Raw genomic sequence first — 20,729 nt, forward strand, 5'->3', positions numbered from 1 at the left:
TTAGTCACTTTGACAATGATTAGTCATAAAGACAGTAATTCGGCATGGTCATATTGACAAGGGTTGTTTTATTAATCCTTTAAAATCAATAACATATGAATTGGCACGGACTTTGCCATCTCTGGTGTAGAACATCATTTCGATACTGAGGTAGGACATGTCAATTCACGTCAAGAGCAACATTCATTGGGTCGGTCAGCGCGATTGGGAAGTGCGTGACTTTCATGGCACAGAATACAAATGCCACAAAGGTAGCAGCTACAACAGCTACCTGATCCGTGAAGAAAAGACCGTGCTGATTGATACGGTTGATCACAAGTTCAGCCGCGAGTTTATACAGAACCTGGCTACGGAAATCGACCTGAACACGCTGGACTATATCGTCATCAATCATGCGGAAGAGGACCATGCAGGGGCGCTGACAGAGTTGATGTCGCTGATCCCGAATACGCCGATCTATTGCACCGCCAATGGCGTGGACTCGATCAACGGTCATCACCATCATCCAGAGTGGAATTTCCACGTAGTACATACCGGCGACACCCTGGATATCGGCAATGGCAAACAGCTGGTTTTCGTGGAAACTCCGATGCTGCATTGGCCGGACAGCATGATGACGTACATGACCGGCGATGCCGTACTGTTCAGTAATGACGCCTTCGGCCAACATTACTGCGACGAACACCTGTTTAATGATGAAGTGGATCAAAACGAACTGTTCGAACAGTGCCAACGCTACTACGCCAACATCCTCACTCCGTTCAGTCGCCTGGTCATTTCGAAGATTCACGAGATCCTCGGTTTTAATTTGCCGGTAGATATGATTGCCACCGCTCATGGCGTGGTGTGGCGTGATAATCCGACGCAGATTGTGCACCGCTATCTGGAATGGGCGGCGGACTATCAAGAGGACCGCATCACACTGTTCTACGACACCATGTCCAACAACACCCGCATGATGGCCGATGCCATCGCACAAGGTATTCACGAAGTTGATCCGGGTGTGGCGGTAAAGATTTTCAACGTCGCGCGCCACGACAAGAATGAGATTCTGACCAACGTGTTCCGCTCAAAAGGTGTTCTGGTGGGCTCGTCCACCATGAACAACGTCATGATGCCGAAAGTCGCCGCCCTGCTGGAGGAAATAACCGGTCTGCGTTTTCGTAACAAAAAGGCTTCGGCATTTGGCAGTTACGGCTGGAATGGTGGGGCGGTAGACCGTATCCAGACGCGCTTGATGGACGCTGGTTTTGAAACCACGTTGGCGCTCAAAGCCAAGTGGCGGCCAGATGGTGACTCACTTGAGGTTTGCCGAGCTCATGGCCGCGAAATCGCTCGCCAATGGGCGCTGCATCCATCGACGGACGCACAAGTCGCACGACCTGCAGCCACCGCAACTGCCCAGGCAGAACCAATCGCGGACAACGGCCCGCGCATGCAGTGCAGTGTCTGCCAATGGATTTACGACCCGGCGATCGGAGAGCCCATGCAGGATGTGCAGGCCGGTACGGCCTGGCGTGATGTGCCTGATGACTTCCTGTGCCCCGAATGTTCACTGGGCAAATCGGTATTCGATGAGCTGGTTTCGGAGGCGAAATGAACAAGGAAATCGTTATTGTGGGCTCCGGCTTCGCGGCTCGCCAGGTGGTCAAGAACTTGCGCAAGCTCGATGCAGCGGTGCCCATTCGATTGATCGCTGCAGACAGTTGCGATGAGTACAACAAGCCCGACCTGAGTCACGTCATCAGTCTCAATCAGACAGCGGACGACATGACTCGCCAGTCTGCGGCAGAGTTTGCCGAGATGTATCGATTGACCCTGGATTCGTCCTGCCAGATAACTGCAATTGATCGCGAAAACAAGCGTATCAGCGCCGGCAATGAGGCATTCAGCTACGACAAACTGATTCTTGCCACGGGTGCGCAAGCCATAGTTCCGCCGATTCCCGGGCGGGAGTGGATGGTGACTCTGAACAGTCAGCAGGAATACCGTCATGCACAACATGCACTGAGAGTTGCACAGCGCGTACTGATCCTGGGGGCGGGCTTGATTGGCAGTGAACTGGCCATGGATGTCAATCGTGCCGGAAAGCAGGTGGTACTGATGGATAAGTCCTGCAGCCTGCTGGCATCGTTGCTTCCTGTCGAGGTGAGTAGCCGCCTGCAGCACCGGTTATGCCAGATGGGTGTGGAAATGGTGTTCAACCAGGCTTTGGTATCCATTGAAAAGAGCGACGATAGCCTGTTGGCGACTTTGTCCAATGGCCGGCAAATCTCCACCGATGTGATCATTGCCTCAATCGGGTTGGAGCCTGATACGACGCTAGCGACGCAGGCTGGCTTACGGGTGGGTCGTGGTATTGAAGTTGATGAACGCATGTGCACCTCTGACCCACACATATTTGCCGTTGGCGATTGCGCGCAAATCCAGGGCAAGCTACTGCCGTTTCTGCAACCCATTCAGTTAAGCGCCATGACCCTGGCGCGTAATGTGCTGGGTGGCAATGAGGAAGTGAAGTTCCCGGCGATGCTGGTGAAGGTCAAGACTCCGGAAATGCCGCTGCACCTGGCCGGAGAAACCAGCCGTAAGGACTTGCAATGGCAGATCAGCCTTGAGTCACAGGGGCTGGTAGCCAGAGGTCTGGACATGGCAGGGCAGCTACGGGCGTTCGTCGTCAGTGAAGACCAAATGAAGCAGGCCTTTACGTTGCTGCGTCAACTCGCGTTGTAAATCAAACAGGCAGAGCTCAACCGGATCGCCCGATCGGGCTGAGCGTGTTGTTCTGCCTGGACTTAGTGACGATGCCAAGGCCGCAATCCGCCAGATCGGCTTTGATCAACTGACGGTAGAGGTACACTTTTTCGACCGGGAGCTACCGACCTACCGAGGCTGTCGAAGGTTTTGCTCTACTGACCTTGAGCTTTGCCCTGCAAGAGCCGAAAGAGGGCATTGAGGTATCGTATGATTGGTTTTTGTCTTCGGCAGTCACAAGGATCAACCCATGCTTTTAAGCAAACGCGATCAGGCGCAAATCGAGCGTCGCCTGGTGGCTACCCTGACCGAGGCGTGTGAGACGGCCAAAGCGGAAATAGTGGGGTTCTCCTGGCTGACCCATGAGATGGACTACCGAGTGTTCCCTTCCAGCCTGATGGTTCTCTGGGTCTTCGATACGCAAGCCAATAAGGACCAGGCCATTGCTAGCGGCCAAGGCGAACGCATGGTCGAACTGACTGCCGTGGCGTTAAGAGAAGCGGATGTTCTCGTCAGTCCGGTATCGGCCCATGTGCATTTCGATACTGAAGAGCAATGTCAGCGTGCCAATGCCGGCAACTGGCAGCAACGCTTGGCGCGCAAGCGCTCGAATCGGGGTTGAAGCGTGGCCAAGGATATCGAAAACCCTTGTATTTCCGTTTGCCAGTTGAGCGGTGAACTGTGTGTGAGTTGTGGCCGCACCAAGGAGGACATCAGGAAATGGAAGCGTATGAAGCGACCCGAAAAGATGGCTGCGGTGCAACGAGCGAGCTTGCGCCTGAAAGGTCTTCAAAAAAGGAATGCTTGAGGGCTCTTAAAATAATTCTGTCCCCGTTTTTCCGTGTATTGCGCACAAGCCTAGGACGTTTCCCGCAACCTACGACGCCTTCCGCGAACTTGCACTCAATCCCTCAGCCAGATAACCTTCGCCTGTCGCTGCAAAATCAGCGACAGGGGTGTGGAAGCCCTTCTTGAGATCTAGGCGCACAAGCGCCCATAAACTGAGCAGGCGCTTTTTTCATGTCTGCTGTTAAGTTATGGCAGCTGTGCGCGGGGCACTTTCGGGTGCGCCGGGTTCCTAGATCCCCGGTCTTCCACACCTGCGTACAGCTGCCACCCATCATGTGGAAGTGATGCTGGCAGTTCCTTAATTTAATTCTAGGAATGAGCCAATGAAAAAGATCACCCCCGATCCCCCCGAAACCCCAAGCCTTTCCACCTCCGATTCCCTCGATCCTGCTCAACTCTCCAAGGTCGCTCAACACGCCCCCTATGACCATTCGCGTAACCCAAAACCTGCTAACCCCATAAGCCATATCTTCACCATTGCCCCTGACGTCGACACCGAAACCGTATTGGTCCACGCCTCCGAAACATTTGCCTCCCTCAGTGCGATGATCACTGACCTGGCCTTCGAGCTCGAAGGCTCGCGCCGTAACAAGGCTCTGGCGATTCAGCAACTGATTGTCCTGGGTGAGCTGTTGGTGAGCCGAGCTCTGGATCACCTCGACACGTCCGATTCTGCGGCGTCCGCGGTCATTCCAACATCCGCCTACTAAGTGGTCGCGCTCGTTTATCCAATAGAGGTTTAGCTATGGCTCGCTACATACCCATCACCGGCATCGACAACGATTTCCACTCTCTGCTGATCGACACCGAAGCGCCCCTCAACGTGCTGCACGACACCGCTGCCTACCGCATTGGCGCTGTAACCCAATTGCTGGAAAACCTCGCCATGCGCGAGGAGATCAGCAGCGACGCCGTGGTCCTGCATGACTTCGCGCGGGTGCTGGCGATTCCGCTGCGCGATGGCTGTGATTTGCTGGACGTTATCGGGCGACGTTTGCAGGCGCAGGTTTTGGCGTTGTAATGAAGATGGGCGACCTCTAGAGGGCGCCCATTTCTTGTTATGGGATGAGGTGAGGCCGCCCTCAAACTGGGCGATAAGTCATGATTGAGGAAACCCTGCATACCGGCAGATTATGGCCAGCCTGCTGATCATCCGAACAAGCAACCGCCTGGCGCTGCCACTTCGCCGATCAACGCTTTCGGGCTGGACGCGATTGCTCTGCCTATGGCATATCATCGAAATAATAGGCCATGGCTGTTGGAGTCAGAACGATGGAGGAGGGTAATGAATGCGGCGCCAGGACGTCGATGGCAACGCTCAAAGCGTTCAATCTTTGCGTGTTACAGCTTGGGCGTCTTGCTCGAGAGCGCGGCGCATCCGGATTTATCCCGGAAGGCTTGCAGGCCTTCAGCCAACTGGTGCCCTTCGCTTCGGCATGGTGGGGCGAGATGTCCACGTCCGGCGTCGATGCGCCACCCCAAAGCTGGATGCACGGGCGGATCAATCTGCCGGAGTTGTTTGCCGCGGAGTGGAGCAAGGGTGCGGGCAGTGACAGGTTCTCCCATGAGACCTTGAGTCAACCCGGTAAGGTGGTGCGCGACAGCGGGTTCACCGACCCCTGTGAGGAGCTCAACGAGTTCGCTCGCCGCCATGACCTCTACCACCTGATGTGCATCACCTTCGAGTTGCCCGAAAGCGGCTTGATGTTCTTCGTCTGTCTCTACCGTGGCATTCATGCGTCGGCTTTCAACGACAGCGAAGCCAGTTTGTTTTCGGCCTTCTGCGACCAGCTGTTGCAATTGTGGCGATTTCAGATGCAGGACATGATCCGCTTCGACACGGGCAACGGGGCGACCGACTTCGGGGTCGCGCGTATGGACGGCAGTCTGCTGTACGTGGGGGCAGGGCTCTGCGCAGCCATTCAGCGCGAGTTGCCCGGGTGGAATGGTTCAACGCTTCCCTTTGAGGTGATCGCGCAACTGCACAAGGCGCCCTGCGTGATGCGCCTGGGGCGCTGTGCACTGACGCTGAGCCCCAACGCGGAGCATGTCATCCTGTCGCTTGAGGCGCAGTCGCGTGGGGCAGTGCTTGCACCACGGGAGCGGACAGCCGCCATGCTGTTCGCCGCCGGCCACTCCTACAAGGAGATCGCCAAAATCCTTGCATTGAGTCCTGCCACGGTGCGCACCTATCTGCGCAACTGCTACTTGCAGCTCGGCGTCAAGAGCAAGGTAGAACTCGGTTCAGTCCTGCGTTCGCCGACCCCACCTGCGCAGGCTGCGCGCCGCGATTAGTGCAGCGCGGTTTTCCCCCTGATTGCCTTACCCCTCCTCATTTGTAGAGGTCCGTACGACTCCTGCGCTCTATATCGTGTGCCCTGCATATCTCGGGGTTGCACGGCAGTCTGTTCGGGCCACTTCCAAAACTATAAAAACAGAGGTGAGGCAATTGAAATTGTCCAGGCTATTTATCGCCGTTGCCGGCGCAACGGCTGTTTCCTGCATGGCGCTGGTGGGGTGCCAGACACAGGGTTCGACTCCGGCCGACATGGTGATGCGCAACGGTTATGTGTACACCGTCGATGGCAAGAACTCGGTACAGCAGGCGATCGCCGTTGCTGGCGGGAAGATCATTTATGTCGGCAGCGATGCAGGGGTCGCCTCGTACATCGGCACGCAGACGCAGTTGATCGATCTGGCGGGACGCATGTTGATGCCGGGCTTCATTGATGCCCACATTCATCCGGGGGACGGAGGCCGCGCCATGACCTTGTGCGACCTGAAATACCAGACGATGACCCGCAAGGTTTTCCAGGAGACCATCCAGGCGTGCCTGGATGCCGATAAGGACAAGGGCCCCGATGTCTGGCTCGAGGTGGGCAGCTGGGATCGCATGGGCATGACCGGACTCGATGGCGACCCCGACAAATCGACGCTGGACGCGCTCAAGACCGATCGGCCGATTCAGGTCCGTTCCACCGACTTCCATACCGTGCTGACCAATTCTCGCGGCCTGGCGGTGGCTGGCATCAACAAGCACACGGCCAATCCAGGTGATGGCAAGTACATCCGCGACAGCGCCGGCAACCCGACCGGCATCTGCGAAGACGGGGCTGCCGATGCCATGGCCGCCGTGGTGCCGCCAGCCAGCGACGCAGAGAAACTCAAGCAGACTCGCGCGGCACTCGACGCCATGCGCCAGCAAGGCATCACCAGTTTCTTCGATGCCTTGTCGGGGCCTGAGAATGGCAAAGCCTTCAGCACCCTGCAGCAGTCGGGCGAGCTGACCGCCCGTGCCTTGTTGGCAATCAAGCTTGACCCTGCCGCCGCTGCGGCCGACCCGGCGAAAACCATCGCCGAGGCCAAGGCACTGGCCAGCACTTACGACCAGGGTGAAGCCAAAGCTGCACCGGGTGTGAGCATGCGCCACGTTAAATTGTTCATGGATGGCATCATCAATGCTCCGGCGGACACCGGGGCAATGCTGACGCCGTACCTGCGCAATGCCGGTACCGATACCGCGCTCAAGTGGGCGCCTGGCAAGAATGCCGGTGAGCTGTACTTCCCGCCGCAGGTGCTCAAGCCACTGCTGTTGCAAGCGGTCCAGGCCGGCCTCGACCCGCACCTTCACGCCACCGGCGACCGAGCGGTGCGTGACTCACTGAATGGCATCGAATACGTGCGCCAGCAACTGCCGGGCAATGGCTTCCGCCCGGCCATCACTCACGCCGAATCGGTGGACCCCGCCGACTATGCGCGCTTCAAGGCGCTCGACGTGACCGCCAACATGTCCTTCCAGTGGGCCCAGCAGGCGCCGTCCACGGTCGACGGCACCAGCGATCATCTGGGTACCGAACGTTTTGCCCGCATGGAGCCATCGGGCAGCATCAGCCGCGCCGGCGGCCGCGTGGCGTATGGCAGCGACTGGCCGGTCGATCCCCTCGACGAATTCCTCGCGCTGAAGATCGGTGTGACCCGCTCAGGCGATCCGCTGAACCCCCACAGCTATGGCCCCAAGTATGCGCAAAGGCTCAACGCCGACCCGGCACTGTCGCGCTCTGAAGTGCTGCGCGCCATCACCCTGAACGCCGCCGAGCAGCTGAAACTGGACGCCGTTGTCGGCTCGGTCGAAGTGGGCAAGTTCGCCGACCTGATCGTTCTGGACAAGAACTTCATGCAGGTTGCCGAGGATGAACTGGCTCGAAATGACGTGCTGCTGACGGTTGTCGGCGGCAAGGTCGTGTGGGCCAAGGCGCCGTTTGGTGGTCTTGAACAACAATAAAAGCAACAGTCTGCCCCAATGCTTGACAGTTAAACGCAATCCATGTGGGAGCGAGCTTGCTCGCGATGGCGGCTGCATATTCAATATTGATGCAAGTTGACCCACCGCTTTCGCGAGCAAGCTCGCTCCCACAGGTTCCGCATCTTAATTGACGGGCATGCGTCTACCCCCTCAAAAAGAGAAAACAATAATGACCAAGGTCAGCGATAGTCAGCAGCGAAGTCCCCTGATCGAGACGCGTTCGATCGATTACATTCCCGAGGCCGAGCGCCATGGCAGCCTCTACAGCCAGTTCACCCTGTGGCTCGGCGCCAACCTGCAGATCACGGCGATCGTCACCGGTGCCTTGGCCGTGGTGCTGGGCGGCGATGTGTTCTGGTCACTCATTGGCTTGCTGATCGGCCAGTTGCTCGGCGGTGCAGTGGTTGCCCTGCACGCTGCGCAGGGGCCCAAGCTTGGGCTGCCGCAGATGATCTCCAGTCGCGTACAGTTCGGGGTCTATGGGGCGGCCATCCCGATTGTGCTGGTGTGCTTGATGTATCTCGGCTTCAGCGCCACCGGCGCGGTACTGTCGGGGCAGGCCATTGCCCAATTGATCGATGTCAGCGACAGCGCCGGCATTCTGATTTTCGCCTCATGCATCGCGTTTCTGACCATCTTCGGTTATCGGGTCATCCACCTGGTCGCAAGGGTGGCCAGCGTGCTGGGCATTATTGCCTTCGCCTATCTGTTCACCCGGCTGATGACGCTCAATGATATTGGGCTGTTGCTGGAAAACCGTCACTTCGGCTGGAGCACCTTCCTGCTGGCGGTATCCCTCTCCGCGTCCTGGCAGATCGCCTTTGGCCCCTATGTGGCCGACTACTCACGCTACCTGCCGAGCAAGACTTCGTCCTGGAAGACCTTCACTGCCGTCGGCCTGGGCACGGTGCTGGGTGCGCAGGCGTCAATGGTCCTGGGGGTGTTCGCCGCGGCTTTGGCGGGCGCGAATTTTCGCGGTCACGAGGTGGCCACCATCGTCGGGTTGGGCAGTACCGGGGTGATGGCGTCCCTGCTGTACTTGAGCGTGGTGTTCGGCAAGGTCACGGTTTCCACCCTCAACGCCTATGGCAGCTTTATGTGCGTTGCCACCATCATCAGTGGCTTCCATAGTCGTCTGCAGATATCCGCCGGGCAGCGCATGCTGTTTGTCCTGGCGATTGTCGCGGCGTCCACCACGCTCGCACTGCTCGGCCAGTACTCGTTTCTCAGTACCTTCAAGTACTTCATCCTGTTTCTGCTGACCTTCTTTACGCCGTGGAGCGCGATCAACCTGGTGGACTACTACTTCATCAACAAGGAGCGCTACGACATCCCGGCGTTGTCCGACCCGGCGGGTCGCTACGGCCGCTGGAACATCTTGGGTATCAGCGTGTATATCGCTGGGGTATTGATCCAGCTGCCGTTTGTCGACACCCACTTCTACTCCGGGCCGATGGTCGCGCAGCTCGGCGGGGTTGATATTTCCTGGATCGTTGGCCTGGTGGTGCCGGGCCTCTTCTATTACCTGCTGGCCAGGACATCAGCCCTTGCTGTGGTGCCTGGGTCGAAAGCAGACGCCGAGAGCCGTGATGCAAGGAGGGGTGTGTAACCGAAGGGGGTCTATGAAGCTCCAGAGGTTGAGGTCTGGAGCTTCGGGTTGAGTCGCTGACGAGGGCCTGCCAGCAGCTATCGATGAAACCACGGCTCATATTGGTTTTCAGACAGTAGGCCTGATCGGAGTCAGAGCGCCTATCGCTATGGCTCGGGCTCGTTGAGCACCCCATGCCAGAGCGCTCGTAACCGTTTCATCGTGCACCAGCGGGTAAAACTCCTCCGCGGCAATCTCCCCGCTTTGCGCGTATACACCGATAAAGAGTTGTGTGGCGCCCGAGGGGGAGAGCCGAGCCTGAACATCAATTTCGACACCGTTACTTAAACTCTCTTGATGAGATTTGCCGGCTAGCTGGCAATCGGCCCAGGCCCAATATTCACTCCCCCGTACACGCATGACCCTTTCCCTCATGGCTGATCGCGGTGATGGCTCTATAGAGGCAAAGTAGTATCGGTTAGGGGTAAACAGAAATTGAATCGAGCTATGGCGCACCGTGCCGAGACTGAAAAATTGGCGCCAAATAGAAGCTGGCTTGAAGCCTGACCAAGCTCGGCAATTGACATGAGCATTCCGACGTTCGAAGGAACGTCATCTGCGCCGAATTACAGGGTAGGTACGCGTCAAAACCCCTCATAGGGGTAAGGCGAGTCTTTTTCGGATTCGCCTGTCTTTGGGCACGGCGCAAGACCTCGCGGGGCTTGGCTACTCGCTTGTTGTTAGTGACGGTCGAGCCAGACGGTCTGTGCATTGCAGAATTCGCGCACACCGAAATGCGACAGTTCACGGCCAAATCCACTCTTCTTCACGCCGCCGAAGGTGACGCGTGGGTCGGTTGCGCAATAGCCATTGATAAACACACCACCGGTTTGCAGTTCGCCGGCCATCTGTTCAGCAAGCTGAACATTGCGCGTGTAGAGGGTCGAGGCAAGTCCGAATTCGCTGTTATTGGCCAGCTCCAGCGCATGGGCTGCATCGCGCGCGGTGATGATCGAGGCCACCGGGCCAAAGAGTTCCTGTTTGAACGAGGTCATCTGGTCGGTGACATCACCGAATACAGTGGGCTGGTAAAAGTTGCCGGGGCCTTCAGCCTTCCTGCCGCCCATCAACAACGTCGCGCCTTCTTCCAGGGTGTCACGGACCTGTTGATCCAGTTCATCGCGCAGATCAAAGCGGGCCATGGGGCCTATGTAAGTGTCTGTGGCCAGTGGATCACCGACGACCAACTGGCGGGTGGCTTCGACGAACTTGCGGGTGAATTCCCGGGCAACGCCTTGCTCGACAATCAGGCGTTTGGCGGCCGCGCAGACTTGCCCGGTGTTCTGGTAGCGACCAATGACGGCGGCTTTGACGGCTTCGTCGAGGTCGGCATCGTTGAGCACAATGAACGGATCGCAACCGCCCAATTCCAACACACACTTCTTCAAGGCCGCCCCGGCCTGAGCACCGATGGCCATGCCGGCTCTCACGCTGCCGGTGAGTGTCACCGCGGCGATGCGTGGATCGGCGATCGCCGTGGAGACGCCGTCCGGCGTGAGATTGATGACTTCGAAAACACCTTCCTCGAAGCCTGCGCGCTTGAAGGCATCCAGCAGCAGATAGGCACATCCCATCACGTTTGGTGCATGTTTGAGGACGTAAGTGTTGCCCGCAATCAACGCTGGAACGGCGCCGCGAAGCACTTGCCAGATGGGAAAATTCCACGGCATCACGGCGAGAATCGGGCCCAGTGGACGATATTCAATACGCGCTTTTCCACCTTCAACCTGCGTGGATTCGGCGGTCAACATGGAAGGGCCGTGTTCGGCGTACCACTGGCAAAGCTGCGCACACTTTTCAATTTCACCGCGTGCCTGGGTGGTGGGCTTGCCCATCTCCAGGGTGATCATGTTCGCCATTGCTGCAGCGTTGTCGCGTAATGCCTTTGCCAAGGCGATCAACGACTGCGAGCGATCTTCTACGGGCTTGCGTCGCCAGACCGAGAAGCCGGCAGCGGCACGAGAAAGTGTGGCCTGCAGTACCGACTCGGATTCGAATGCGTAGTGGCCGATCTGCTCGCCATTGGCGGGGTTGATCGAAATGGCATGGGTAAGGCTGGAAACGTTAGTCATGACACCGTCCTGCGTGGTGGGAATGAATGCGCAGCTTCGAAGCAAAAGTGCCGCCGCGGAGTCAGGTCGCGCGCGCCAGAATGGAGTGCGCGCGGCCAATGACCGGTGCGTCGACCATTTGCCCATCCAGCACGAAGACGCCGTCACCTGAGCTAGCGGCTTCGATAATGCGTCGCGCCCAGCGCAATTCTTCAGGGCTGGGTTTTAACGCCTGATGGATGATCGCCACTTGGCTCGGATGGATGCACAACGCGCCACCAAAGCCCATGTCGCGGGCAAATTGAACGGCACTGTGCAGGCCGGTGGTGTCCTGGATTGAGGGAAAGACACCATCCAGCGCCGGGGCCAGGCCGGTAACCCGTGTGCAGAGCAACACGGCATAGCGGGCGTGGCTGAGGATCTCTTCGGCAGCACGGCTGCCGGTGGTCAGGTTCAGGTCCAGGCCCAGATCGAGGCTGCCGAACGACAAGCGCTCAACGCCTTGGGCGCTGGCAATCGAGCTCAGAGCAGCCAGGCCCTTGGCACTCTCGATGATCGGCCAGATCGGTTTGCCGGTGCTACCAGCGGTGAGCACCTGCTCCGCGCTTTCGGCTTTGGGCAGCAAAATTCCGATTACCCCGGCATGGCGTCGGCAAAGATCCAGATCCGCAGCGTGTGCCCAGTGATCCGGGGCATTCACCCGAACCAGAATCCGCGCACCCGGGTTTTCACTCAAGAAGCGCTCCAGGTTATCCCTGGCCTGTTCCTTGAGGTTTTCCTGCACGGCATCTTCCAGGTCGACAATGACCCGGTCCGCGCCGGTGGCGATGGCTTTGGGGATGCGCTCTGGACGAGTGGCCGGGACAAACAGGGCGGAACGAACAATCGATGGACTCATGGTGTTTCTCCCTCGCTGAACTCGACTTCTCCGATCTGCGCGCAGCCGTCCTGATTGCCAGCCCAGACCTGCGCCTTGCCGCTGTCGATCAAACGTCCGCCGACCTCGAAAGGTTGCGGTGAAATCAGCGGTCGGACGCCACGGAAGGTAAAGCGCTTCAAACGCGCGGTCGGGTGTGCTTTGGTAAAGGCGCGCAAGTTCAGCGTGGCGATCAATGGACCATGCACCACCAGTCCCGGATAGCCTTCGGTTTCTGTGACGTAAGGCCAGTCATAGTGAATTCGGTGGCCATTGAAGGTGACGGCGGAGTAACGGAACAACAGGGTCGGGGAGGGTTCGACCTGTTCCCGCCATTGGCCTTCAGGGAGCGCTTCGGTGCCGCTCAGTTTGGGTGGAGTCGGCTCCCGGTAGACGATGTCCTGCTCATCTTGCAGGGCGAGCTGGCCGTCCTGGAAATATTCGTGGCGTACCGTGACAAACAACAAGGAACCCGTGCGCCCATGCTTTTCTTCGACCTTTCGAATGGTCGACACGCAGGTCACTTCAGCCTCCACCTTCAATGGCTGGTAGAACTCGATTCGGCTACCCGCCCACATGCGATTGCGGTTGTGGGCTGGCGGCAAGAACCCCCCGAGTGCTGGATGACCGTCCGGACCCAGTTCGCTGGCGCAAACCGGTTCCTGAAAAAACGCCCAGTGCCACAAGGGCGGTAGCGGCTCGCCAGGCAACGGTGCCACTTCGCCCAACGTCGCGGCAATGCGTTTAACCAGGTTGAAACTGATCCGGTCCTGGCTTTCCTGACGACGTCCAATCCAGGCTGAAAGATCGAGATTATTCATGAAAAATCGCTCCTTTGGGTCGGTGATCTCTTGACGTTAGCGAGGTCGACGCCGGAGCTGTCCGCTTCGACGCGAACTTTCACGTTGTAATCCACCACGCGTTTCACAGCTACCAGGATCTTCATTGGGCAGGGTTCTCTCGACAATCTTTGATCGTTGCAGTCAGGCTGCGGGTTTACGGATCGCGGCTAAATCGCCCCGGCTGCGCGCATTTGTTCGATACGGTCCGTCCCCAGCCCCAGTTCCCTGAGCACCTGTTCGGTGTGTTGGCCAAGGCCCGGTACGGCATCCATACGTGGCTCGAACGCGCTATTGCTGCCGGGCGGTAGCAGGCTCGGGACGGTGCCGGCAGAGGTTTCGACTTCCCGCCATCGATCACGTGCCTGGAGTTGTGGATGGTCCCAGACACCTTGCATGTCATTGACCCGGGCGTTGGCGATCTGCGCGTGATCGAGCCGATCGATCACTTCATCGAAGTTGAGCGCGCTGAAGGCTTCAATGATCAGTTCACGCAGCGTGGTGCGGTTCTCGACCCGTTTGAAATTGGCGCAGAAGCGCTCGTCTTTCACCAGCTCGGGTTGTCGCAAGACCTTCTCGCAAAACAGTTGCCATTCCCGCTCATTCTGCAAACCCAGCATTACTGTCGTGCCGTCACCGATGGGGAACGGCCCATAGGGATAAATCGTCGCATGCGCTGCACCCGCGCGAGGCGGCGGCGGGGCACCGTCGTAGGCGTAATACATCGGGTAATTCATCCACTCGACCAGGCTTTCCAGCATCGACACATCAATGTGACTGCCTTCGCCCGTGCGCCCACGCAGCAGTAGCGCGGAGAGAATGCCGGTGTAGGCGTACATGCCCGCGGCGATGTCGGCGATCGAGCAACCGGCCTTGGCCATTTGTTCTTCGTCCGCGCCGCCCGTCACCGAGAGAAATCCGCCTTCACTCTGGATCAACAGGTCGTAGGCCTTTTTCTTTTCATAAGGACCTCCGACGCCATAGCCGGAAATGTCACAGACGATCAGGCGTGGAAAACGTTGATGCAAGGCCTCGAAGGACAGTCCCATTCGCGCGGCCGCACCGGGTGCCAGGTTCTGCACCAGCACATCGGCGTCGGCCAGCAAACTGTCCAGCACTTCGGTGGCCGATTCCTGCTTCAAGTCCAGGGTCAGGCTTTCTTTCGAGCGATTGGTCCAGACGAAGTGCGAGGCCAGGCCGTTGACACGTTGGTCGTAGCCTCTGGCAAAGTCGCCTGTGCCTGGACGTTCGACCTTGATCACTCGAGCGCCGAGGTCGGCCAGTTGTCGGGTGCAGAAGGGCGCTGCAATGGCATGCTCAAGGCTGACGACGGTAATGCCATCGAGCGGACGGATGCCTTTGGGCTGGCTCATGATTTTATCTCTCTTGTTATTAGAAAGAGCGCGGAAGCTCGAGCAGGTGTTCGGCAACGTACGACAGGATCAGGTTGGTGGAGATCGGAGCAACCTGATACAGACGGGTTTCGCGGAACTTGCGCTCGACGTCGTATTCGCAGGCGAAACCGAATCCGCCGTGGGTCTGCAGGCAGGCGTTGGCGGCTTCCCAGGAGGCTTTCGCCGCCAGGTACTTGGCCATGTTGGCGCTGGCCCCGGCGTTGATGCCGCTGTCGTATTCCTCGCAGGCGCGCCAGCGCATCAGGTCGGCGGCCTCGATCTCGATGTGGGCTTCGGCGATCGGGAATTGCACGCCCTGGTTCTGCCCGATCGGGCGACCGAAGACGACGCGGTCGCGAGCGTAGGCGCTGGCCTTTTCGATAAACCAGCGACCGTCACCGATGCACTCGGCGGCGATCAGAGTGCGTTCGGCATTCAGGCCGTCGAGGATGTACCTGAAGCCTTTGCCTTCTTCGCCGATCAGGCTGTCTGCGGGGATTTCCAGGTTGTCGAAGAACAACTCGTTGGTCTCATGGTTGACCATGTTGGCGATAGGTTGCACCGTCAGACCATTACCGATGGCCTCACGCAGGTCCACCAGGAAGATCGACATGCCTTCGGACTTCTTCTTCACGTCGGCCAAGGGCGTAGTGCGCGCCAGCAGGATCATCAGGTCGGAATGCTGGACCCGCGAGATCCACACCTTCTGCCCGTTGATCACGTACTTGTCGCCGCGTTTGACGGCTGTTGTCTTGATCTTGGTGGTGTCGGTGCCAGTGGTGGGTTCGGTCACAGCCATGGATTGCAAACGCAATTCACCGCTGGCCAGTTTCGGCAGGTAGAAGCTTTTCTGCGCTTCGCTGCCGTTACGCAGCAAGGTGAACATGTTGTACATCTGCCCGTGAACGGTGCCGGAGTTACCGCCGCAGCGATTCACTTCCTCAAGGATGACCGAGGCCTCGGCCAGCCCGAGGCCGGAGCCGCCATATTCGACAGGAATCATCGCCGCCAGCCAACCGGCGGCGGTCAGGGCCTTGACGAAGGTTTCCGGAAAGCCTTTTTCTTCGTCGACTTTGCGCCAGTAAGCCGCATCGAATTCAGCGCAAAGAGCGCGTACACCCTCGCGGATGGCATTGAGTTCTTCAGAATTGCGGTCGGTCATTATTATTCTCCTCAACGCGTCACGCATGGCATTTGCCCTGCGTGACCGGGTCCGGGCAAAGGGTAATCAGATCGGGTCAAAACCCAGCGCAGCACGAAAGCGATTTTTGACGTAGTGACCATCGCGCGGTGGCAGCACCCGTGGCGGGTTTTCGGCTTTGATCTTGATCGTCGCGAGCTTGACGCCATCACGTGTGGCAAAGCGTTCACGCAGGTTATGTACGCCTTCCATGTCGCGGATTTCATCGGTCCAGCTGAAGCCGCAGGTCTTCGCGACCTGGTCCAGGCAAATACCAAAACCGGCGTGGCTGACTTGCATGCCGGTTTCGCCAAAGTGACCGTTATCCAGCACCGCGATGGTCAGGTTGGCGGGCTTTTGCAGCGCGACAGTGGCCAGGGCGCCAAAACCCATGAGCAACTCACCGTCACCGGTGACCACCACCACCGATTTGTCGGGCTGCGCATTGGCCAGGCCCAGGCCGACCGTTATTGCGCTGCCCATGGCGGCCCAGAGGTAGTAATTCAGATCATTGTCACCGGCAGCCATGACGTCGTAGGACGCCGAGCCCAGGCCGGTCACGACCAGTACGTCTTTGCGATCGGCCAGCAAGGTCTTGACCACTTCGCGGCGGCACAGGCTGTGGTTTGCGCTTACTTGACCCATTTCTTTTCTCCAATCAGGCGCTGACCGAGCAGCAGGGCAGTGGCGGAATCACCGTTGAACGCCATGGTCGCGGCACCGTGCAGCAGCGGAGCGACATCTTCCGGGACGTCCGCACGCCAAGTCATGACCTTCATCAGGTTCAGGGATGCCTCGGTGGCCTGACCCATTGGGTTTTGCCACGCGTTGAATTCGGCCCAGTCACCGCGCATGGTGACCACCATCAACAATGGGAAGCCAGCACAGACCTGAAGAGCCAGGGTGTTGATGCAGTTACCGACGCCGCTGGACTGCATCAAGAGGGCGCCGCGCTCACCCCCGAGCCAGGCGCCGGCGAGGTAGCCGATGCCTTCTTCTTCGGTGGTGAGGACGACGGCCTTGATGTCAGGGTCTGCATACGACATACGGATGGCCGCCGAATGGCCTGCATCCGGGACGAAGACCACGTGTTTGACGTCGTGGGCCTTGAGCACGCGGAACACGTCCTCTTGCCAATCCTGTCCCACGGTTTGTTCAGCTTCTGTTGACATGCCAGTCTCCCAAGCAGTGCTGCTTTTGTGTTTTCACACATTCTGGGAGTGCTGGAACCGAACTGCGACTACCGTTTTTGTCTTTGAGATATGCCCATTTTGTATAGCTTGGCTGACTAAAACGAAACCCGGCGATGGTTAATGCCAGTCAGTCAAGACGTTACGCGAACCGTAGCAGCTGCCGAAGGCTGCGTTCGGCTGCGCAGCAGTCGTAAAATCAAACGCTGCGGTATTCCAGACAAACCATGGAGACAAGAATTACGACTGCTGCGCAGCCGAACGCAGGCTTCGCCAGCTGCTACGGGAGCTGTGTTGAACCTGGAAGTTCCTTAACTGACTTGCATTGGCCATGGCTGGGTTGTTTATTCACCTATCGCAGGGCGCTACAGAACGCGCGTATCGCCTCGCAAGCCTGGCGCAATGAAGCGTCATCCAGGGCATAGGCAATCCGAATGTAAGGACCAAGGCCAAAGGCGCTGCCATGCACCACCGCCACATCTGCTTCGTCGAGCAGCGCATGGGCGACATCTTCGTCGGTGTGCAGCACTCGGCCTCCTGGTGAGATACGACCGATCAGTCCCGCACAGGAAACGAACGCATAGAACGCCCCGGCTGGACTGACGCATTCAAGGCCTGGAATGTCGTTCAGCAGCTCCACCATCAAATCGCGACGCCTCTGAAAAGCGGCACGGCTTTCGTGGATGAAGTCTTTGGGCCCCTCCAACGCGGCAAGTGCGGCCTGTTGCGAGATCGAGCTGGCGCCAGAGGTTTGCTGACCTTGCAGTTTTTCCATGGCCTCCAGCAGCCAGCGCGGTCCCGTAGCAAAACCGATGCGCCAACCGGTCATGGCATAAGCCTTGGACACACCGTTCATGGTCAGGGTTCGCGGTGCCAGCCGTGGTTCAACCTGGGCCAGGGTATGGAACGCTTGATCGTCGAAGATCAGGTGCTCATAGATGTCATCGGCCAGAATCAGCACGTGGGGGTGGGCCAACAACACCTCAGCCAGGGCGTGCAGTTCCTGCCGACTGTACACCGCGCCGGTCGGGTTCGACGGCGAATTGAGGATCAACCAGCGGGTCTGCGGCGTGATCGCCGCGGCCAGTGCCGAGGGCGTCAGCTTGAAGCCGGTATCGGCATCGCAGGTAACGATTCGGGCTTCACCGCCGCACAGTTGCACCATCTCCGGGTAACTGACCCAGTACGGCGCCGGCACGATGACCTGGTCGCCCTCGTTGAGGGTCGCGGCCAAGGCGTTGTAGATAACCTGTTTGCCGCCGTTGCAGACCAGGGTGTCCTGCCAGCTGACGTCCAGGCCGTTCTCGCGGCGGAACTTGGCTGCCACCGCTTCTCGCAGTGAACGCACACCAGCGACCTGGGTGTAGCGGGTGTGGCCGTGTTCAATGGCGGCGATCGCCGCCTCGCGCACATGCTTGGGCGTGTCGAAGTCGGGCTCGCCGGCACATAGCGAAATAATCTTCGCATCTTGCGCCCGGCGCTCGGCCACCCGATCCATGATGCGGTAGGTCGCGGAAGGCTGCGCACTGGCCAGACGCTGGTTCAACCGCTGGATATCGGCGCTCATACGCGGGTTCTCCACTCAGTCAGGTTCATCAGTTCCAGGGTCGAGCGGCCTTCGGTCAACGCCTGCATCATCTGCGCTTCCTTGTTCGCGCGCGCCTCGCCTTCGGCCAGGGTACGTGCCGCATCCGCCTTGGGAATGATGATTACACCATCATCGTCGGCCACCACCAGATCTCCCTTTGCTACGAAAGCGCCGTTGAAATTGAATGGTTGCCCCACCGAGGGGGCACTGGTCTTGACCGTGCCTTTGACCGAGATGCCGCGGGCAAAAACCGGGAATTGGCGTTTCTTCATGGCCGCGATATCGCGTACGCCGCCATCGATCACCAGGCCAACCACGCCAGCCGCTTCAGCCGCCACGGTGAGCACTTCGCCCCAGTAACCGGCGATGAAGCCACCCGTGCCCACGACCAGTACGCTGCCACGGGGCACTCGTTCCATGGCCAGGTGCAGGGCCAGGTTGTCACCCGGCGAACATTCCAGAGGGTAGGCGGGGGCGGCGATGAAGGCACCGTCCCAGATAGGGCGGATGACACTGTCGACGGCGCAGGGCAGATGGGAAGCTTCATACAATGTCGAGCTGCCCAGCACTTTTGCCCGTGCGTGAAAATCAAGGGGGAGGGGGAGCGTGGTCATCAGATTTTCCTCTGCAGGCTGTGGTAACCCAGTGCGGCCCGGGCTTCTTTAAGGGTTTTGCCTTGAGCGATCAGGGCGCGAATGTCGGCTTCGACCGATTCGATCTGACGGGCACACGCCGCCACTTCAGCCGCACGAGCGCGGGGGACGACCACCACGCCGTTGGCGTCGGCGACCACGATGTCGCGGGCACAGACCCGTGCCGTGCCGATGGACACCGGCTGGTTGACCGATTGAACCTGTACGCGGTCTTTGCCGGTGCGCATGAAGCGACCTTTGCTGAACATCGGGTAGCCATCGCCCAGCGCTTTGTTCACGTCACGGCAAACACCGTCGATGATCGTGGCTGCGATCTGTCGAGTACCGGCGTACTGGGTCATGATGTCGCCCCATACGGTGCAGTCGGTGCGGCCGCCGTTGTCGATGACCACCACGTCACCTGGCGCCACGTCTTCGATGAAATCGCCCACGGTGCCAGGCGGTACGCTGGCCGAGACGTACTGCACGGTGAACGCCGGTCCGACGATGACCTTGCGGTAATTGTCCAGCGGCGCCACACCGAGGCATTGCCCGGGAAGGCCAAGCTTGTCCAGCGCATCGGAGACGCCCGGGGTGTCCAGGCCTTCAAACAAGGCGACCAGGGTTTGATCTTCAAGATTCATCAGGCGTGCTCCACGTGGATTGCTTCGAACTGGGTGTCATGCATTACCTCGGCCACCGAGCGACCGCTGCGAACAGCCTCGACCATCCCGTCCTGGCGACGGGCAATGCGCTCGCCAAGGTCGACCACCTTCTCGATATAGGCCTGGGGCACGAACACGGTTCCGCAGGTATCGGCGATGACATAGTCGTTCTCGCTGACCTCGATGCTTGCCACTTTGATGGTCACGGCCGCATCGATCTGTACGACCCGATTGCGGGCACTGATCATCGTGACCCCACGGCCGTAAACCGGATAACCGATCGACTCGCTGCCGTCGATGTCGCGACTGAAACCGTCGATCACCGTGCCGCGCACTTGCTTGCCGGCCGCTGCGTTGGCGAGGATATCGCCCCAGCAGGAGATGCCTTCGATACCTCCGGCGATCACCAGCACACGCTCATCGCTGTCGATCTGTTCAACCACTGGGGTAATCAGGTGCACAGTGGGGACGTTGTCGGATTTGGCGGCCAGCAGCACGGTACTGGCGCGGCCGACGATCTTTGGGCAGTTCCACAACGGGCGCAGCCCAACGGTGGCACCTGGCAGGCCGAGGAAATCGAGCGCATCGGAAACCGTATTGGTATCCAGCGCCGCCAAGCGATCCAGCAAACTCTGATTAGTCATGGGAGAGCCCCTGTGGTGACGGAGGCGCCCAGTGTCGGCGAGGCAGTTTGATAGGTATATTACTAATCACAGAAGCATT

The 20,729-nt window shown here is 58.9% G+C and carries 20 protein-coding genes and 1 pseudogene; 9 read left to right on the forward strand and 12 right to left on the reverse strand.

All coding sequences use genetic code 11. The features are described from left to right. Positions 1-157 precede the first annotated feature (157 nt). The 9 genes from norV to F8N21_RS16495 all read left to right on the forward strand — a co-directional run bounded on the left by norV (position 158) and on the right by F8N21_RS16495 (position 9,512). Positions 158-1,600, forward strand: coding sequence for an anaerobic nitric oxide reductase flavorubredoxin (norV, locus tag F8N21_RS16455; RefSeq protein WP_150643115.1), 1,443 nt, complete (start codon positions 158-160; stop codon positions 1,598-1,600). Further along, positions 1,597-2,730 carry an NADH:flavorubredoxin reductase NorW gene (gene norW, locus F8N21_RS16460; RefSeq protein ID WP_150643116.1) on the forward strand — a complete coding sequence of 378 codons (1,134 nt, stop codon included), beginning with the start codon at positions 1,597-1,599 and terminating at the stop codon, positions 2,728-2,730. Before norV ends, norW begins: the two co-directional genes overlap by 4 nt. Positions 2,731-3,001: 271 nt before the next feature. Then, a complete protein-coding gene (locus F8N21_RS16465) occupies positions 3,002-3,373 on the forward strand; it encodes a hypothetical protein (protein ID WP_150643117.1) in 372 nt (123 codons plus the stop codon). A 3-nt stretch (positions 3,374-3,376) separates the two neighbouring features. Continuing rightward, positions 3,377-3,559 (forward strand): DUF1289 domain-containing protein, encoded by a 183-nt coding sequence (locus tag F8N21_RS16470; protein ID WP_150643118.1) that lies wholly within the window; start codon positions 3,377-3,379, stop codon positions 3,557-3,559. A 364-nt stretch (positions 3,560-3,923) separates the two neighbouring features. Further along, a complete protein-coding gene (locus F8N21_RS16475; protein WP_150643119.1) occupies positions 3,924-4,310 on the forward strand; it encodes a DUF6124 family protein in 387 nt (128 codons plus the stop codon). A 35-nt stretch (positions 4,311-4,345) separates the two neighbouring features. Then, complete coding sequence (locus tag F8N21_RS16480; RefSeq protein WP_150643120.1) at positions 4,346-4,621, forward strand: hypothetical protein; 276 nt, start codon at positions 4,346-4,348, stop codon at positions 4,619-4,621. 251 nt (positions 4,622-4,872) lie between these two features. Further along, positions 4,873-5,895, forward strand: coding sequence for a helix-turn-helix transcriptional regulator (locus tag F8N21_RS16485; RefSeq protein WP_150643157.1), 1,023 nt, complete (start codon positions 4,873-4,875; stop codon positions 5,893-5,895). 154 nt (positions 5,896-6,049) lie between these two features. After that, entirely contained in the window at positions 6,050-7,882 is a 1,833-nt protein-coding gene (locus F8N21_RS16490; protein WP_150643121.1) for an amidohydrolase, read from the forward strand. A 190-nt stretch (positions 7,883-8,072) separates the two neighbouring features. Continuing rightward, positions 8,073-9,512 (forward strand): purine-cytosine permease family protein, encoded by a 1,440-nt coding sequence (locus F8N21_RS16495; protein ID WP_150643122.1) that lies wholly within the window; start codon positions 8,073-8,075, stop codon positions 9,510-9,512. Positions 9,513-10,231: 719 nt separating this feature from the next. On the opposite strand, the gene F8N21_RS16505 is transcribed toward F8N21_RS16495, so the two are convergent. From F8N21_RS16505 to F8N21_RS16560, 12 genes and pseudogenes are all read right to left on the reverse strand, one after another. Further along, the gene (locus F8N21_RS16505; RefSeq protein WP_150643124.1) at positions 10,232-11,623 is read right to left on the reverse strand and encodes an aldehyde dehydrogenase family protein; all 1,392 of its coding nucleotides are present in this window, start codon (positions 11,621-11,623) and stop codon (positions 10,232-10,234) included. Between the two features lie 61 nt (positions 11,624-11,684). Next, positions 11,685-12,500: an HpcH/HpaI aldolase/citrate lyase family protein gene (locus F8N21_RS16510; protein WP_150643125.1), complete on the reverse strand. Its 816-nt coding sequence runs from the start codon at positions 12,498-12,500 to the stop codon at positions 11,685-11,687. Beyond that, positions 12,497-13,339 carry a MaoC family dehydratase N-terminal domain-containing protein gene (locus F8N21_RS16515; protein WP_150643126.1) on the reverse strand — a complete coding sequence of 281 codons (843 nt, stop codon included), beginning with the start codon at positions 13,337-13,339 and terminating at the stop codon, positions 12,497-12,499. Before F8N21_RS16515 ends, F8N21_RS16510 begins: the two co-directional genes overlap by 4 nt. Before the next feature lie 23 nt (positions 13,340-13,362). Continuing rightward, positions 13,363-13,464: pseudogene (locus F8N21_RS16520) on the reverse strand (electron transfer flavoprotein subunit beta/FixA family protein); the annotation flags it as partial. A 63-nt stretch (positions 13,465-13,527) separates the two neighbouring features. Continuing rightward, positions 13,528-14,730 carry a CaiB/BaiF CoA transferase family protein gene (locus F8N21_RS16525; protein ID WP_150643127.1) on the reverse strand — a complete coding sequence of 401 codons (1,203 nt, stop codon included), beginning with the start codon at positions 14,728-14,730 and terminating at the stop codon, positions 13,528-13,530. 19 nt (positions 14,731-14,749) lie between these two features. Continuing rightward, a complete protein-coding gene (locus tag F8N21_RS16530; RefSeq protein ID WP_150643128.1) occupies positions 14,750-15,913 on the reverse strand; it encodes an acyl-CoA dehydrogenase family protein in 1,164 nt (387 codons plus the stop codon). Positions 15,914-15,979: 66 nt separating this feature from the next. After that, on the reverse strand, positions 15,980-16,576 hold the full coding sequence (locus tag F8N21_RS16535; RefSeq protein WP_150643129.1) for a thiamine pyrophosphate-dependent enzyme: 597 nt from the start codon (positions 16,574-16,576) through the stop codon (positions 15,980-15,982). Further along, positions 16,564-17,103, reverse strand: a complete 540-nt coding sequence (locus F8N21_RS16540; RefSeq protein WP_007896342.1) for a thiamine pyrophosphate-binding protein — start codon at positions 17,101-17,103, stop codon at positions 16,564-16,566. Before F8N21_RS16540 ends, F8N21_RS16535 begins: the two co-directional genes overlap by 13 nt. 370 nt (positions 17,104-17,473) lie before the next feature. Continuing rightward, a complete protein-coding gene (locus F8N21_RS16545; protein WP_150643130.1) occupies positions 17,474-18,688 on the reverse strand; it encodes a pyridoxal phosphate-dependent aminotransferase in 1,215 nt (404 codons plus the stop codon). Beyond that, a complete protein-coding gene (locus F8N21_RS16550) occupies positions 18,685-19,323 on the reverse strand; it encodes an RraA family protein (protein WP_150643131.1) in 639 nt (212 codons plus the stop codon). Before F8N21_RS16550 ends, F8N21_RS16545 begins: the two co-directional genes overlap by 4 nt. Next, complete coding sequence (locus F8N21_RS16555; protein WP_150643132.1) at positions 19,323-19,985, reverse strand: RraA family protein; 663 nt, start codon at positions 19,983-19,985, stop codon at positions 19,323-19,325. The genes F8N21_RS16550 and F8N21_RS16555 overlap by 1 nt, the downstream gene beginning before the upstream one ends. Then, positions 19,985-20,650, reverse strand: coding sequence for an RraA family protein (locus tag F8N21_RS16560; protein WP_150643133.1), 666 nt, complete (start codon positions 20,648-20,650; stop codon positions 19,985-19,987). The genes F8N21_RS16555 and F8N21_RS16560 overlap by 1 nt, the downstream gene beginning before the upstream one ends. Positions 20,651-20,729 lie beyond the last annotated feature (79 nt).

The organism is Pseudomonas fluorescens (assembly GCF_902497895.1).
GTDB classification, from domain to species: Bacteria; Pseudomonadota; Gammaproteobacteria; order Pseudomonadales; family Pseudomonadaceae; genus Aquipseudomonas; species Aquipseudomonas fluorescens_BP.

Bases quoted from the DNA above. Each gene is read 5' to 3' on its own strand.
- F8N21_RS16465 (WP_150643117.1), top strand. From the start codon at position 3,002: ATGCTTTTAAGCAAACGCGATCAGGCGCAAATCGAGCGTCGCCTGGTG.
- F8N21_RS16475 (WP_150643119.1), top strand. From the start codon at position 3,924: ATGAAAAAGATCACCCCCGATCCCCCCGAAACCCCAAGCCTTTCCACC.
- F8N21_RS16540 (WP_007896342.1), bottom strand. From the start codon at position 17,103: ATGTCAACAGAAGCTGAACAAACCGTGGGACAGGATTGGCAAGAGGAC.
- F8N21_RS16505 (WP_150643124.1), bottom strand. From the start codon at position 11,623: ATGACTAACGTTTCCAGCCTTACCCATGCCATTTCGATCAACCCCGCC.
- F8N21_RS16480 (WP_150643120.1), top strand. From the start codon at position 4,346: ATGGCTCGCTACATACCCATCACCGGCATCGACAACGATTTCCACTCT.
- F8N21_RS16510 (WP_150643125.1), bottom strand. From the start codon at position 12,500: ATGAGTCCATCGATTGTTCGTTCCGCCCTGTTTGTCCCGGCCACTCGT.
- norW (WP_150643116.1), top strand. From the start codon at position 1,597: ATGAACAAGGAAATCGTTATTGTGGGCTCCGGCTTCGCGGCTCGCCAG.
- F8N21_RS16530 (WP_150643128.1), bottom strand. From the start codon at position 15,913: ATGACCGACCGCAATTCTGAAGAACTCAATGCCATCCGCGAGGGTGTA.
- F8N21_RS16555 (WP_150643132.1), bottom strand. From the start codon at position 19,985: ATGAATCTTGAAGATCAAACCCTGGTCGCCTTGTTTGAAGGCCTGGAC.
- F8N21_RS16515 (WP_150643126.1), bottom strand. From the start codon at position 13,339: ATGAATAATCTCGATCTTTCAGCCTGGATTGGACGTCGTCAGGAAAGC.
- F8N21_RS16535 (WP_150643129.1), bottom strand. From the start codon at position 16,576: ATGGGTCAAGTAAGCGCAAACCACAGCCTGTGCCGCCGCGAAGTGGTC.
- F8N21_RS16560 (WP_150643133.1), bottom strand. From the start codon at position 20,650: ATGACTAATCAGAGTTTGCTGGATCGCTTGGCGGCGCTGGATACCAAT.
- F8N21_RS16545 (WP_150643130.1), bottom strand. From the start codon at position 18,688: ATGAGCGCCGATATCCAGCGGTTGAACCAGCGTCTGGCCAGTGCGCAG.
- F8N21_RS16525 (WP_150643127.1), bottom strand. From the start codon at position 14,730: ATGAGCCAGCCCAAAGGCATCCGTCCGCTCGATGGCATTACCGTCGTC.
- F8N21_RS16550 (WP_150643131.1), bottom strand. From the start codon at position 19,323: ATGACCACGCTCCCCCTCCCCCTTGATTTTCACGCACGGGCAAAAGTG.
- norV (WP_150643115.1), top strand. From the start codon at position 158: ATGTCAATTCACGTCAAGAGCAACATTCATTGGGTCGGTCAGCGCGAT.
- F8N21_RS16495 (WP_150643122.1), top strand. From the start codon at position 8,073: ATGACCAAGGTCAGCGATAGTCAGCAGCGAAGTCCCCTGATCGAGACG.
- F8N21_RS16485 (WP_150643157.1), top strand. From the start codon at position 4,873: ATGGAGGAGGGTAATGAATGCGGCGCCAGGACGTCGATGGCAACGCTC.